The 14,747-nt window shown below is 60.4% G+C and carries 11 protein-coding genes; 6 read left to right on the plus strand and 5 right to left on the minus strand.

Going from position 1 to position 14,747, the window contains the following annotated elements; all coding sequences use genetic code 11:
• Nucleotides 1-8 precede the first annotated feature (8 nt).
• Together uraD and puuE are read right to left on the minus strand one after the other, a co-directional pair.
• A complete protein-coding gene (uraD, locus tag BFP90_RS26495; protein WP_065898423.1) occupies nucleotides 9-524 on the minus strand; it encodes a 2-oxo-4-hydroxy-4-carboxy-5-ureidoimidazoline decarboxylase in 516 nt (171 codons plus the stop codon).
• Complete coding sequence (puuE, locus tag BFP90_RS26500) at nucleotides 521-1,447, minus strand: allantoinase PuuE (RefSeq protein ID WP_065887948.1); 927 nt, start codon at nucleotides 1,445-1,447, stop codon at nucleotides 521-523. The genes uraD and puuE overlap by 4 nt, the downstream gene beginning before the upstream one ends.
• 429 nt (nucleotides 1,448-1,876) lie before the next feature.
• Between puuE and uraH the strand changes: the two genes are divergently transcribed.
• Nucleotides 1,877-2,230 (plus strand): hydroxyisourate hydrolase, encoded by a 354-nt coding sequence (gene uraH / locus BFP90_RS26505; RefSeq protein WP_065894005.1) that lies wholly within the window; start codon nucleotides 1,877-1,879, stop codon nucleotides 2,228-2,230.
• A 163-nt stretch (nucleotides 2,231-2,393) separates the two neighbouring features.
• Entirely contained in the window at nucleotides 2,394-7,625 is a 5,232-nt protein-coding gene (locus BFP90_RS26510; protein ID WP_065898424.1) for a dermonecrotic toxin domain-containing protein, read from the plus strand.
• Here the strand turns inward: BFP90_RS26510 and BFP90_RS26515 are convergent.
• Nucleotides 7,615-8,241: a LysE family translocator gene (locus BFP90_RS26515; RefSeq protein WP_065887951.1), complete on the minus strand. Its 627-nt coding sequence runs from the start codon at nucleotides 8,239-8,241 to the stop codon at nucleotides 7,615-7,617. The two genes, BFP90_RS26510 and BFP90_RS26515, sit on opposite strands and share 11 nt — an antisense overlap.
• Nucleotides 8,242-8,253: 12 nt before the next feature.
• Nucleotides 8,254-9,600, minus strand: a complete 1,347-nt coding sequence (locus BFP90_RS26520; RefSeq protein ID WP_065894007.1) for an NCS2 family permease — start codon at nucleotides 9,598-9,600, stop codon at nucleotides 8,254-8,256.
• 309 nt (nucleotides 9,601-9,909) lie between these two features.
• Here BFP90_RS26520 and BFP90_RS26525 point away from each other — a divergent pair, with 309 nt between their 5' ends.
• Nucleotides 9,910-10,512 carry a glutathione S-transferase family protein gene (locus BFP90_RS26525; RefSeq protein WP_065898425.1) on the plus strand — a complete coding sequence of 201 codons (603 nt, stop codon included), beginning with the start codon at nucleotides 9,910-9,912 and terminating at the stop codon, nucleotides 10,510-10,512.
• 165 nt (nucleotides 10,513-10,677) lie between these two features.
• On the opposite strand, the gene BFP90_RS26530 is transcribed toward BFP90_RS26525, so the two are convergent.
• Nucleotides 10,678-11,574, minus strand: a complete 897-nt coding sequence (locus tag BFP90_RS26530; RefSeq protein ID WP_065894008.1) for a LysR family transcriptional regulator — start codon at nucleotides 11,572-11,574, stop codon at nucleotides 10,678-10,680.
• 124 nt (nucleotides 11,575-11,698) lie between these two features.
• On the opposite strand from BFP90_RS26530, the gene BFP90_RS26535 reads away from it, so the two are divergent.
• The 3 genes from BFP90_RS26535 to BFP90_RS26545 are packed head-to-tail and all read left to right on the plus strand — an operon-like array spanning nucleotide 11,699 to nucleotide 14,649.
• Nucleotides 11,699-12,991 (plus strand): CitMHS family transporter, encoded by a 1,293-nt coding sequence (locus BFP90_RS26535; protein WP_065887954.1) that lies wholly within the window; start codon nucleotides 11,699-11,701, stop codon nucleotides 12,989-12,991.
• A 15-nt stretch (nucleotides 12,992-13,006) separates the two neighbouring features.
• A complete protein-coding gene (locus BFP90_RS26540; RefSeq protein ID WP_065898426.1) occupies nucleotides 13,007-14,332 on the plus strand; it encodes an acyclic terpene utilization AtuA family protein in 1,326 nt (441 codons plus the stop codon).
• The gene (locus tag BFP90_RS26545; protein WP_065898427.1) at nucleotides 14,329-14,649 is read left to right on the plus strand and encodes an AtuA-related protein; all 321 of its coding nucleotides are present in this window, start codon (nucleotides 14,329-14,331) and stop codon (nucleotides 14,647-14,649) included. Before BFP90_RS26540 ends, BFP90_RS26545 begins: the two co-directional genes overlap by 4 nt.
• Nucleotides 14,650-14,747: the final 98 nt, after the last annotated feature.

Consider the following 14,747-nt stretch of genomic DNA (forward strand, 5'->3'; position numbering starts at 1 on the left):
ATGGTCGTTTAGAGGGTCAGTAAGCGGAACAGCGCGATCTTGTTGATCTCGTCCAGCGCGCACTTGAACTCGGCTTCAGTCGAGTTGTGGATGCGCGTTTCGAACGCGGCGAGGATCTGGTGCCGGTTGCTGCCTTTTACCGCCATGATGAAGGGAAACTTGAACTTGGCCTTGTAGGCCTCATTCAGCTCGGTGAAGCGCGAGAACTCTTCGGCCGTGCATTGGTGAATCCCCGCGCCAGCCTGTTCATCGGTGCTGGCTTGGGTCAGTTGGCCCTGGACGGCGGCACGGCCTGCCAGGTCCGGGTGAGCGTTGATCAGGGCCAACTGGCTTTGATGATCAGCGCTCAACAGGATATCGCTCATGCGCTGGTGCAGGGTTTCGATCTGGTCGATCGAGGCGTCCTGGCCCAGGTCGTAGGCCTTTTCGGCGACCCATGGCGAGTGTTCGTAGATATCGGCGAAGGCCTGGACGAAGGCGTCACGGCTCAGGGTCGAGGGTGTCAGTGTCTGAAACGTGGTCATTTGGCGGCTCCCGTGAACGGGTGGGTTGCGTGCCAGTGCCGGGCGATGTCGACGCGGCGGGTGAACCACACCTGTTCATGGCTTTTGGCGTATTCGATAAAGCGCTTGAGCGACGCCAGGCGCGCCGGGCGACCGATCAGGCGACAGTGCAGGCCGATGGACAACATCTTCGGCGCCTCGGCGCCCTCGGCATACAGCACGTCGAAAGCGTCCTTGAGGTACTCGAAAAAGTCATCGCCCTTGTTGAAACCCTGCACCTGGGTGAAGCGCATATCGTTGGTGTCCAGGGTATAAGGGATCACCAGGTGCGGCTTGCCGTTAGGGGAGTTGGGTTCCCAGTAGGGCAGGTCGTCGTCGTAGGTGTCACAGTCGTACAGGAAGCCGCCTTCCTCCATCACCAGGCGCCGGGTATTGGGGCCGGTGCGCCCGGTGTACCAGCCCAATGGGCGCTCGCCGGTCAGTTCGGTGAGGATGCGGATCGCTTCGAGCATGTGCTCGCGCTCCTGGGCCTCGTCCATGTACTGGTAGTCGATCCAGCGGTAGCCGTGGCTGCAGATCTCGTGGCCGGCGGCAACCATGGCGCGGATCACATCCGGGTGGCGCTGGGCAGCCATGGCCACGGCGAAGATGGTCAGCGGAATGTCGAATTCCTTGAACAGCTTGAGGATGCGCCACACCCCGGCACGGCTGCCGTATTCGTACAGCGACTCCATGCTCATGTTGCGCGCGCCTTGCAGCGGCTGGGCCGAGACCATTTCCGAGAGAAACGCTTCGGACTCTTTGTCGCCATGCAGGATATTGCGCTCGCCGCCTTCTTCGTAATTGAGTACGAACGACAGCGCAATGCGTGCCTTGCCCGGCCAATGAGGGTGAGGAGGGTTACTGCCGTAACCGATCAGGTCGCGTGGGTAGTCAGCGCTCACTGCAGTCTTCCTTCTTGTTCGTGGTAGCAGGTGTGTGTGGCGGCCGGGCAGTGGAAAGACTGGGTGGCGTCACAGCGATGAGTGATTGTATACAACTTATCGCAAACTTTGTAAGCCTGCATTTGTGCATTTTTTCTGAACAGTCTGTCTGCAAGAAACTTGCCTAAGTGGTCAGGTTAAAATGAAAAAGCCCACTGTAGGAGCGAGCTTGCTCGCGAAAGACCAGAGGGCGCCACTTTTTATCCTGAAAGTCCGGGTTATCGTTGGCGTTTTTCGCGAGCAAGCTCGCTCCTACAGTGGAGGGGAGTGCTGTCGATTTTATTGTGTACAATTTCTGTAGAAAGTGTCTTAATCGGTCATCGCCGGCTTTTTCGCTGCCCTGAAAGAGTGCGGATTCTCTTTTACTGACTTCGGGAGGCGCATGACGCCATGGGACGTTTGACCACACACGTTTTGGACGCCGCACACGGCTGCCCCGGCAGCGCGATCAAGGTCGAGCTGTATCGCGTCGAAGGCGCGCAGCTTGAACTGGTGGGTAGCGCCGTGACCAATAGCGACGGCCGCTGCGACGCGCCCCTGCTGCAAGGCGACGACTACCGCAGCGGTGTCTACCAGCTGCAATTCAATGCCGGTGATTACTATCGCGCCCGGGGTGTGCCGTTGCCCGAACCGGCCTTTCTCGATGTGGTGGTATTACGCTTCGGCATCAGCGCCGAGCAAGAGCATTACCATGTACCCCTGTTGATTTCCCCTTATAGCTACTCCACTTATCGCGGTAGCTGAGTCGGCACCTCGCTTCACACCCCCAATGCTCTTCGTTGGTTTTTCGCCCGCGCACACTGCGGGCTTTTTTTATTCTGACGGGGCTGCGCGCCACCCAACTATATAACGCACCGTTGGCGGCCCAGGTGCCTAGGCTCGGCTTTTCTGTACGGAACAGTCTGCCATGAGTACCGACAACACCGCTTGGTTGGCCGCTGAGGCCGCCGCGGCCCAAGCGCTTGATTTTGATGACCCGCAAACCTCTGAGTCGGAGCGTGACGCGGCGATTCGCATACTGTTGACCCGACGGCTCAACGCGGTCACGCAGCCCAGTCATGAAATCAATCGCTTGTGTGAAGCACAAACCAGGGCCAGAGAGGCGGCAAAATCCTTGAAAGGTTTGGTTGGGCGTGCGCCGCGGGTCCTGGGCATTATCCGCGGGGCCTTACGCAAGGCCTTCGCTCTGGACCCCGATACGCTGCTGTTCACCGAATCCCGACCGCCGCCCCTTCCCCGGAAGGTCAATAACCTGACCGAAAAAGCCCTGGCGCTTCTCATTGAGCCTGATGTGCCGCTCAACATTAACCAGTTCACTTCATTGTGCATCAAGGACCAACCTGCACGGGCGTTGTCGTTTACCGCCCGGGATGCGCTGGAACGCGTGAAGGCGTTGAAACTGCTCCGTCAGATTGAGGCGGCTGAACGAGATTATTGGCAGCAATTGGCCTATGGATCCTGGCTGACACGCAAGCAGCATTGGGTGCAGCTGCGAAAGTCGTTGTTCGCCGAGAATGCACTGCTCGCACATCGTGTTTACCAACTGTCGGATCGCGGCTTCGCCATGGTCCGCAACGTCATGGAGATTCCGGGCGCCGACGCGCGCCGCCGGGCGGGAGGGGAGTGGGCAAGTATTCAAGTGAGCGCACTGGCGTGGCCTGGCACCAATCAGGCGCTGGTGCCTGTGCCGGGTGCTTTGCATATTTATCGTGATGACATCGCGGGGGACTCACCCCACGTGATTTACCTGCCCGGTCTGACTCGCGAGTTTTACGAGTTCAGTTCCTGGTACCGAATGCAATGTGATTTGCCAATGCTGGTCAATGGCCCGTTGAGCCAGGTGCTTTGGCAGTGTTTGCCACTGCGTCGTTGGCATGAACTGTGTGACATGCCAAGCGCGGTGCCCCTGGCGCTCACTCTTCAGCTTATCGGTGTGCACCAGGAGGATGCGTTGCTCGCCAGTGCAACCGAGCTGCTGGAGGGTCAGTGGGATAACGAGGTGGCCTGTGCCTTGTCGATCAACCCTGCGGCAGTGGGCGTTCAAGGTGCGGGGACGTTCAGCGCTCCCGATGTGAAACGCTTGCTCAAGTTCATCGAAAAGGGCCGCCGCAGGCTGGCACGCAGCCTGTTGCTGGGAAAGGCCCTGGACGCCTTGCCGGAATGGGATCGTCAGCGTCGCAGCCATGAGATTGTGTGTGCAAGCCTGACGTCGGACCTCGCCTTCAAGACCCGTGAAGCGCAACTCAAACGTTACGAAAAAGGCCTGATGGCGTTGTTGGATCCGACGGATATGGGCAAAAGCAGCCAGCCTTATCAAGACTTCTTGAGCCTTGAACAGCGTTGGCAGGAACACGTGAGTGCAGCGAGTCAGTGGGCTCATGGCCCGCACGGGCGCATGTTTCAGAAGGCGTTCTGGCTTGAGCAGCCCTTGGGTACGTCTAATCGCGGTTCATTGGTGGGGACGGCCCTGGGCCGGGCTTTGCTTCTGGAAGCCCAGATGCTGCAGCAGTTGAGCCTATTGCCTGCCGCGCACCTGAAGCGATTGAACACGGTGTTGAGTGAGTCTTGGGTCCCCGGCGACAACGCAACGGATACCTGTGTATTGCAGGTAACCGTCGGCAGCGAGTCCGGCCCCTCGTACCCGTTGCTGGGCGCGTTGCTCGTGACCACCCATGAGGCCCAGGCTTACCCTGATCGGCCACACTCAGTGTTGTTATACGTGACGGGCCTGTACGGCGGGCTGGTGCCCTTTGATAACTTGAACGCTTTTGCCAAGGGCCTGAATGCCAGCCTGAAAAGCCGCGATGGCTCCGTGTTGTGGCGCTGCATCGGGCGTGATCACCGCGCGGCGGCGCGGCGCTGGGTCCATGGGGTGCCCAAGGACACGCCATTGGGAGTGAGCTACGAGGCCATCAAGCGCACGATGCTCAAGGACCTGTTCATTAAACTGATGCAACATTACGCTGCGTTGAACAAGCTTGTGGGCACGGGTGTTCGGTTGTTCAGTGAGGTGAGCGATCCGCAGTTAAGCCGTATGTTGCTGGCCCAGGAGTTGTTCGAGTGCCTGCAAGTACCGGCCAATGATGCTCGCACCCTGGCACTGGCCAATATCAACCTGCTGCAGGTCGCCGCCACTCAGGCCAAAAAACTCCCGTCGTGGTTGGGTAGTGCTTCAACCCGTAAGCGAAAGCACTACAGACGGTTGTCACGCCGTTATCTGACGAATGCCTTTGCGGTGGAGCGCAAACTATGGCTGGACTTGCCGAGCCTGGAGTCATTCGCCCGGACTGCGTTGATTGCGCGATTGACCCAGGACGGGGTTTGCCCGCAGCTGGATATCGACACGCCTCTGTTTGATATGCCCGATGATGTCAGTTCCCAATTGTGCAGCTGGTCGAGCCAGTGCGCAGTGGGCGATCGCGATATAAAAATGGTCGTCAGCCAACGGCGAACGACCTTCAGTCTCCTGCAATTGGCGTTGCACAACCTCGACCCCAAGGCGCCCTGGACCCGCTGGCGGTTGAACCGGGCAAAATGGCTGGAGCCGGCCTGGAAAGAGCGCTTGAGCGTGCGTTATCTGATCGACACCCTGTCTTCGCTCGATCTGGGTGGCGAGTACGACAAGTTGATCATCAAAGCATTTTATCCGTCGGCGTCTGCTCAGGCCACGTCCCCAGGCCTCTCGCAGGCCCTGATCTATAGGGCTTTGCAACAGCGTGCCCACATGCAGCTGTACTCTGCAGCCCAGCAAGGCTTGAGTGATAAAGCCCAGCGTCTGTTTACCCTGGCGATGGCAGCCCGGTCGGCAAGTGACCTGAAAAAAGAGGGGTTCGACCTACAGTTGGCGGTTCTGCGGCTGATGGATGCTGCCCCGGCACATGATCGGCACATCGCCGGCCTGTTATTTATTCATGACCAGTCCTCAGGGCTCTGTGTGGTGTATTGGCCCATGGCGGCGGCCAGCCAGGTGATTGTCGCCTATGCCAGTTTGGGCGAAGCGCAGAAGGCCTTGAATCTTGTCGGTGCACGGCCCGAAAACCAGAAGGCGTTGGCGCGTCAGGTGGCGCCTGGCTGGGAGGCGCAGGCGCTGGACAGTTACCCCGGTGAAGACCTGCAGGTACTGCCTCGCGAGCAACACTCGCTTCAGCCAGTCCTGCCCGCCTTCTATAGTGCGTTTACTGAGATCGTGAAGTTTTTCGCGGCCCCGCCAAAGACGCCGGGGGTAGACCCGGCCAGTGTCGAGGCGTTGATCAAAGAGCAGATTGAGTCGCAGCCTGAACATTGGTTAGCGGCTGCACCCACCCACTCGGGTAATGCCATGGCGTTGTTGGCCCATGCGCAGGTGTTCGATCTGCAACGTCGTACCCAAGCCCAATCCCAGTCTTCCCAAGCACTTGAGCACTACCGCGAGCTACGTCTGGGGGAGCAGCGCGACGCGACGATTCGCGGTCTGCTGGGTTTTGTCCCGGTGCTGGGCGTTGGCGTCAGCCTTTATGAAATGCTGCTAGCCGCGCGGCGCTTTCATTTCAGCGGGTCAGCCCATGACGCTGTGGATGTGGTGTTCTTGACGATGATGGCATTCATAGACGTGCTGACATCCTTTGCGCCCTCCTCAAAAGGCGCGCGCGTTTCGCGTGGCGCTCTGGGGCGTTTGCATCGTCATCAACGAATCCTCCCGGGTACACATGCCGGCCTGAAACCGTCACCGATCAAACCACCTCATCTGCTGAACCACTTCCAGTCCTTTGGCAGTTTGGACGGGGCCGTTGAACTGGCGGGGCCGGGCGGTAAAGGTCGGTATGTGAAAGAGGGCCAGCAGTTTATCCGCGAGGGTAAAGATGTTTACCGGGTATACACACGCGAGAACGACCGGGGGCTGCGCCTGAAAAATAGCCAGGGCGAAGATGAGCTGATTCTACACATCGAGCAGCCCCATGAATGGCTGCTGGGGGCGGATGCGCCACAACCGGGCCCCAGTTCCGGCGTCCTCAGCCCGTGGAGAGTGCCTGGGCCGCAATCCGACTGGAACCCCTCCAGGGCCTCGCGCGATGCTGTGCCAAACACGATTCTGCAATCAGTCTCGACGGCTACCCATTGGCAGCAGTGGCGCATTCCACCTCATGAGGTAGGGCCGATATCGCATTCTCCGTCTGCCGGGGTGTTCCATATTGCGCAGGATGCGCGCGGATACCCTCACAATGTCCTTCGGGCGGCTCCCCCCAATTCCGGCCTGATGGATCCGGCGAGCAGTTATTTCAGGCTGCTTCCCGAGGGCAATTCGGCTCCATCGAATGGCATTCAGTTTATTTACAAAAATGAGCCGCTGGTTTCGTTGGCGGGGGTGGACATTGAGCGCTGGACGACGACGGCGCTGCTTGAGCAGCCTCTTCCGGTGTCATATGTTCAAGCCCGTGAATGGCGGGTCCATGCCCCACTGTTCGACAGGCCTTTGACGGACTACGTGAGTTCGTCCTTCCCCACCATGACCCGCCATAGCCGGGCATTCACCGTCGAGAGGGTGATTGAGTTATCAGGTCCAAAGCGCCCGGCAACGGCCGGTCATATGCTCAACGTGCGTGCGGCGATCGACGATTGGCTACCCACACGCCCTGCCAAGCCAGGCCAGACGGATGATTTGCTGCGCCTATTGCGTCCTCACGATCTGGATCGAGAGTTCATACACATCGGTTACGATGGCAAGGCGCCTGGTTTCACGCGGGTAGACTTCACGGTCAGGCCAGACCCTAAGCTCCAGCGCGGTGGTAAAGCGGTTGTGGCCGATAGGCAGACTGCGCAAATCGCGGCAGTCAAGGCAGTGCTGACGTCGCAGGGCTTCGATTTTCGGGATATCTCGGTGACACGCTACGGGAAAAAAACCGTACAGGAATTGATCGCTACCCATCCCAACTCTCCAACCCAACTGTATTACGTGGCCTTCCAGTGGGTTGAAAAGGGCAGCATCAAAATCGGTGCCAGGCTTGATAATCGCTGGTTCCACGCAGACCCGTCATTACCCGTCGAGGTGAAAACCGCACTGCAGGAAAATCGTCTGGTTCGGATAATGGCGGGCATTCAGTGGCCTACCTTTGGGGAAGTGCCTCCAAGCGTTTACTTCATCAAACTGGTCCCTATCGATTAATCAGCGATACCGCCCCGGCGCCGCCGAACAGCGCGGCGCTGATACGGTTGAACCAGCTCTGGCCCGAACCGCTGCGCAAGTAACGCGCTGCGCCATGGGCACCCAGGCCGTAGGCCAGCTTGCACAGCAGGTCGAGCACCGTCCAGGTGGCGATCATGGTCAACAACTGTGGCAGGAAAGCCTGCTGGCTATTGAGAAACTGCGGCAGGAAGGCCGCGAAAAACAGAATGTCCTTAGGGTTGCTGGCACCCAGGACAAAGGCCCGGCCAAATAGCGTGCGGAACCGGGGTGTTGCCGTGGCCGCAGGCATTACGGCGCCCCGGTTCGGTTGGCGCGATTGCTGCCAGCTCTGCCAGGAGAGATAAAACAGATAGGCCGCGCCGACGATTTTCAAGGCACTGAACAGCTGTTCCGAGGCCAGCAACAAGGCCCCCAGACCCAAGGCCGAAGCACTCAACAGGCAGATCGACGCAAACACTCCGCCCAAAAACGCCGGGTACGAGCGGCGCAGGCCGTAGTTGAGGCTGTTGCTGATCATCAGCAGCGACAGTGGCCCTGGAATCAGGATCACGATCAATGCAGCCCCACTGAACAGCAGCCAGGTATCCAGGGTCATCATTTGCTCCTTTTATAAAAATACGAACTTCGCAATGAAAATCGCGCACAACACCCACAGGCTGACGGAAATCTCGCGGTACTTGCCGGTGCCGGCCTTCAGCGCCACATAGGTGATGAACCCCAGCGCAATGCCGTCGGCGACCGAAAACGTCAGCGGCATCATGATCGCGGTGACGATCGCCGGAATGCTGTCGGTGGCTTCATCCCAGTTGATATGCGCCATGCTCGCCATCATCAGCATTGCCACGTAGATCAGCGCGCCGGCGGTGGCGTAGGCGGGAATCATGCCGGCCAGCGGCGCGAAGAACATCGCCGCCACAAACAGCACGCCCACCGTTACCGCCGTCAGCCCGGTACGGCCACCGGCTGCCACACCGGCGGCGCTTTCCACGTAGCTGGTCACGGGCGGTACGCCGACCATGGCGCCGAATACACTGGAGGCACTGTCGGCCTTCAGCGCGCGGGACAGGTTGTCGATCTTGCCATCGGCGTTCACCAGGCCCGCACGTTGCGCAACGCCCATCAGTGTACCTGCGGTGTCGAACATGTGTACAAAAAGAAAGGCAAATACCACGCTGATCATGCTCACATTGAACACACCCATCACGTCCATGGCCATCCAGGTCGGCGCCAGGCTCGGTGGGGTGGAGAGAATGCCGTTGTAATGCACCAGGCCCAGGCCCCAGCCGGCCAACGTGACGGCGATGATGCTGATGAGGATCGCGCCGAACACGCGGTGATAGCTGAGAATGGCGATCAGCAGGAAACACACCGCCGCCAGCAGCGGCGCGGGCTCGTGCAGGGAGCCGAGCTTGATCAGGGTCGCCGGGCTGTCGACGATGATCCCGGCGGTTTTCAGACCGATCACGCCGAGGAACAGGCCTACCCCGGCGCCCATGGCGTGGCGCAGGCTCACGGGAATACTGTTGAGCAGCCATTCACGGATGCGCGACAGGGTCAGGATCATGAACAGCACGCCGGAGATAAACACCGCACCGAGGGCGGTCTCCCAGTGGTAGCCCATGGTGCCAACCACGGTGTAGGTGAAAAACGCGTTCAGGCCCATGCCCGGTGCCAGGCCCACCGGCCAGTTGGCGTACAGGCCCATCAACAGGCAGCCCAGCGCGGCGGCGATGCAGGTGGCGACGAACGCCGCACCATGGTCGATGCCCGCATCGGCCATGATGTTGGGGTTGACGAAGATGATGTAGGCCATGGTGATGAAGGTGGTAAGGCCGGCGATCAGCTCGGTCTTCACTGTGGTGCCATGCAAGCGCAGTTTGAACAGGCGTTCGAGCCAGCCGTGGTGCGGCGGGCTGAGGTCCAGGGTGGGGGCTTCGGTTTTGCGGCTATCCACAGCGCGTACTCCTCAATCGTTTTATTGTTATTTCCAGCGCCGGTCACATGAGTGGGCAGCAGCGCTTTGAGGTACCGGCGAGTTTTGTTGACTGATAGGTCAGGAACTCGCACGAAGCGAATTATGCTTTTGTATACAAATAAAGCAAATAATGTTTTCGATTATCTGCGCAGAAAGGGATGAAAGGCCGTCCACCACGGCAGTCGGACGGATTTATTCTGCGCAGCGCCTTGAAACAAACCGCGGATAGCCGCACTTTGTGGACGCAGGCGTTCGTTCCGGGCGCGTCAAGCGGCATAAGGGGAGCCCATGTACAAGGTTTATGGCGATTACAAATCGGGCAACTGCTACAAGATCAAATTGATGCTCAACCTGTTGGGCATCCCGTACCAATGGATCGATATCGATATTCTCAAGGGCGACACCCAGACCCCTGAGTTCCTGGCGAAGAATCCCAACGGCAAGATCCCGGTGCTGGAGCTGGAAGACGGTACCTGCCTGTGGGAGTCCAACGCGATCCTCAACTTTCTCGCCGATGGCAGCGACTTCCTGCCCAGCGAGCCGCGCTTGCGTACCCAAGTGTTGCAGTGGCAGTTCTTCGAGCAATACAGCCACGAACCGTATATTGCCGTGGCGCGGTTTATCCAGTTTTACCTGAACATGCCGCAGGATCGTCTTGAGGAATACAAGACGAGCCACAAGGGCGGTTACAAGGCGTTGAGGGTGATGGAGCGCCAGCTGCAAGCCACGCCGTATCTGGTGGGCGAGCACTATTCGATTGCCGATATCGCGTTGTATGCCTACACCCATGTGGCCCATGAAGGCGGGTTTGATCTGGCGCCGTATCCGGCGGTGCAGGCGTGGCTGCAGCGGGTGGCCAGTCATCCTCGGCATGTCCCGATGCTGGACTGATCATGCAATCAAAAGGTGGGGGCAAGCCCTGATGTAGGAGCGAGCTTGCTCGCGAAAAACGTCAACGATAACGCGTGCTTCCTGAATGAACGCGGTGCCTGTGAGTTTTTCGCGAGCAAGCTCGCTCCTACAGAGGGTGGTGATCGCCAAGCCCTCTGCGACCATTTAGCTCAATGGTGAGTCAGATAACTCTTTATTTAGCAGGTCAAAGCAGCGCTGTGCTGCCGGGCTTAACGCCATCCCACTGCGAGTGATCAACCCGATCTCCCGGTTCACTCCAGGATGATCGATCGTGATCCGCTGCAACCCCTCCAGGCTGTCCGCCGCCGACTCCGGCAGCACACTGATCCCCAACCCTTGGCGCACCAACGCCAATACCGTCGACATGTAGTTGGCTTCCATGCCCGCGTTCAGCGTCAGTCGTGTCTGGTCGAACAGCGCGTCTACTTGCTCGCGCACGCTGCTGTCGCGTCCGGTCAGGATGATCGGTTGGTCTGCCAATTGCGCCAGGGTCAGTGACCGATAGCGCGTCAGTCCATGGTTCAATGGCACAAACGCGCACAGCCGGTCATTCAACACCGGCACGAAGTCCAGGCCATGACTCAGGCGCGCACTCACGCCGATGCCGAAATCCACCTCGCCGGAACGCACCTGGGCATGAATGCGATGGGCCACCAGGTCATGCAGGCGCACTTCAATCCCGGCGAAGCGCTCGCGAAACAAGCGCAACACCGGCGGCAGGCTGCCGGCGCACACCGAGGGCAGGGCGGCGAGGGTGACCACACCCCGGCGCAGGGCGGCGAGGTCACGCGAGCCGGTGACGATGTTGTCCAGGTCCAGCAGCAATTTTTCCATGGGGCCACGCGCCTCCTGGCCGGCGGCGGTGATGCTCACGTGGCGCGGGCTGCGGTCGAGCAGGGCGACGCCCAGCCAGTCTTCCAGTTGTTGCACCTGCACGGTGAGGGCTGACGGAGACAGATGCAGCTCGTTGGCGGCCTTGGTGAAACTGCCGGTACGGGCGACAGCGAGGAAGGCCTGGATGTGCTGGATGCTATTTTTCATGAGGTCACTTCGTTTTGTTTTTCCGAACGTGCTATGCCGAATATTCCAATTTACAAAGACTAACCCGCTTCCAATACTCCAGGGAAAACAATAACCGGCCACCAAGGCCGCTCTGGAGTACCCCATGCTTGCAACCCTGGGCGTCATTACCATCCTCTGCCTGCTCGCCGCTGTAATGAGCAAGCGTCTCTCGCCCCTGGTGGCCCTGATTGCCTTGCCGATCATCGCCGCGTTGATCGGTGGGTTCGGCCTGCAAACCAGCGGGTTCATCATCACTGGCATCAAGAACGTCGCCCCGGTCGTTGGCATGTTTGTGTTTGCGATCCTGTTCTTCGGGATCATGACCGACGCCGGCATGCTCGACCCGATCATTGATCGCATCCTGCGCACGGTCGGCACGCGTCCTACACGGATTGTCGTCGGCACCGCGACCCTGGCGCTGCTGGTGCACCTGGACGGCTCCGGCGCGGTGACCTTTCTGGTGACGGTGCCGGCGATGTTGCCGTTGTACACCCGGCTGGGCATCGACAAGCGCATCCTGGCCTGCGTCTGTGCGATGGCCGCCGGGGTCAACTTCCTGCCGTGGACCGGGCCGGTGCTGCGCTCGTCCGCGGCGTTGCATGTGCCGGTGGCGGACCTGTTCCAACCGCTGATCCCGGTGCAGATCGTCGGGCTGATCTTTGTGTTCGCCTGCGCCTGGTGGCTGGGTCATCGGGAAGAAAAACGCCTGGGCCTGGGCGCCGGTTCCAGCGTCGACGCGGTGCCGCAACGGGTGCTCAGTGACGACGATATCAAGCTGCGCCGTCCACGGCTGTTCTGGGTCAACCTGATGCTCACTCTGCTGGTGATGGTGGTGATGATCGCCGGCTGGGTCGACCCGGTGGTGATGTTCATGCTCGGCACCGTCGTCGCGTTGTGCATCAACTACCCCAATGTCGACGCCCAGCGCGCGCGTATCGACGCCCATGCCAAAACCGCCCTGACCATGGCCAGCATCCTGCTCGCCGCCGGCGTGTTCACCGGCATCATGCAAGGCACCGGCATGCTCAAGGCGATTGCCGAAGTGGCGGTGGCGCAGATTCCCGCCGGCCATGGCAAGTTGATCCCGGCGGTGGTCGGCTTTATTTCCATGCCGTTGAGCATGTTGTTCGATCCCGATTCCTACTATTTCGGCGTGATGCCGGTGATCGCCGAAGTCGGCAAGGCGCTGGGCGTCGACCCGCTGCAAGTGGCCCAGGCCTCGTTGCTGGGTGTGCACACCACCGGTTTCCCGGTCAGCCCGTTGACCCCCGCGACCTTCCTGCTGGTGGGCCTGTGCAAGATCGAACTGGCCGATCACCAGCGCTTCACCATTCCTTTTCTGTTTGCCGCGTCGGTGCTGATGACCCTGACCGCGCTGCTTTTGGGCGTTATCTAAGAGGAGTTATCTGAGATGAAAACCTTGCGCATCGGCGCCGGCGCCGGCTACTCCGGTGACCGTATCGAACCCGCCGTGGAACTGGCCGAACAGGGCGACCTGGATTACCTGGTGTTCGAATGCCTGGCCGAACGCACCATTGCCCTGGCGCAACAGGCGCGTATCAGCGATCCGGCAGGCGGCTACGACCCCTTGTTGAGTGAGCGCATGCAGCGGGTGCTGCCCTTTGTCGGGCGGCAACCGGGCCGCCGTCGTCTGCGCGTTATCACCAACATGGGCGCCGCCAACCCGGTCTCGGCCGCGGCCGAAGTGCGGCGCATCGCCGGTGAACTGGGGGTGAACCTCAAGGTGGTGGCCGTGGTGGGCGACGACGTGTTGCAGGCGTTGCGGCCCGAGCAGTGGCTGGACAACGGCCAGACCGTGGGCGCACTGGGTGAACGGCTGGTTTCGGCGAATGCCTACCTGGGCGTGGAGGGCATCCTTGAGGCCTTGCGCGCTGACGCCGATGTAGTGATTACGGGGCGTGTGGCCGACCCGTCATTGTTTCTCGCGCCGCAGATGTTTGAATTCGGCTGGGCCGCCGACGATTGGCAGCGCCTGGGCAGGGGCACCCTGGTCGGGCATTTGCTCGAGTGTGCGGGGCAGGTCAGCGGTGGTTATTTCGCCGACCCAGGCCGCAAGGATGTGGATGACCTGGCACGCCTGGGCTTTCCATTGGCCGAGGTCGACGCCGACGGACATGCCTTGATCACCAAGGTGGCGGGCTCCGGTGGACAGGTCAGCCGCGCCACCTGCAGCGAGCAATTGATCTACGAAGTGCACGACCCGCAAGCGTATCTGACCCCGGATGTCACGGCCGACTTTTCACGGGTGGGCTTTGTCGAGGAGGGCATTGATCGGGTGCGTGCCCAGGGTGCCGACGGTCGTGCCCGGCCTGAACAGCTGAAGGTCAGCGTCGGTTATCTGGACGGCTGGATCGGTGAGGGGCAGATGTCCTACGGCGGTCCGGGCGCTGTCGCACGGGCGCAATTGGCGCGGGATGTAGTGCTCAAGCGTCTGGAGCTGACCGGCGTGAAGATGCAGGACGTACGCGCCGAGTTGATCGGCATGGACTCATTGCACGGGCCGCGCAGCCACGTTGAGCCCTGGGAGGTGCGCCTGCGCGTCGCTGCTCGTTGTGAGGATCGCGGTGACGCCGTGCGCGTCGGTAACGAAGTGGAAACCCTCTACACCAACGGCCCGGCCGGCGGTGGGGGAGCGAGCAAGAGCGTGCGCCAGGTGGTGGCGGTGGCGTCGTTGTTATTGCCCCGTGGCGACGTCAAACCGAGGATTGAAGGATGAAACTGCACACGCTGGCCCATTCCCGTACCGGGGACAAGGGCGACACGTCGAACATCTCGATCATTGCCTATCGCGCCGAAGACTATCCGTGGCTGTGCGAACAACTGACGGCCGAGCACGTGGCCGAGTTCTTTGCCGATTTGCTGGAGCCCGGCGCTGCGCCGGTCCGGCGTTATGAACTGCCCAATGTGCAGGCGCTGAATTTTGTGTTGCCGGGCATCCTGCGCGGCGGCGTGACCCGCTCGCTGGCGCTGGATGCCCATGGCAAATGTCTTGGGTCGGCGTTGCTGGACCTGGAGTTGCCAGCAGCGAACTGAATGTGGGAGGGGCTTGCCCCCGATAGCTATAGGTATCTACACAACTCAGCAGCGCCCAACCGTAACCACGATGCGAAGCGAGCCGCTCTTGATCTTGA

This window comes from Pseudomonas sp. 24 E 13 (assembly GCF_900004715.1).
GTDB lineage: Bacteria > Pseudomonadota > Gammaproteobacteria > Pseudomonadales > Pseudomonadaceae > Aquipseudomonas > Aquipseudomonas orientalis_A.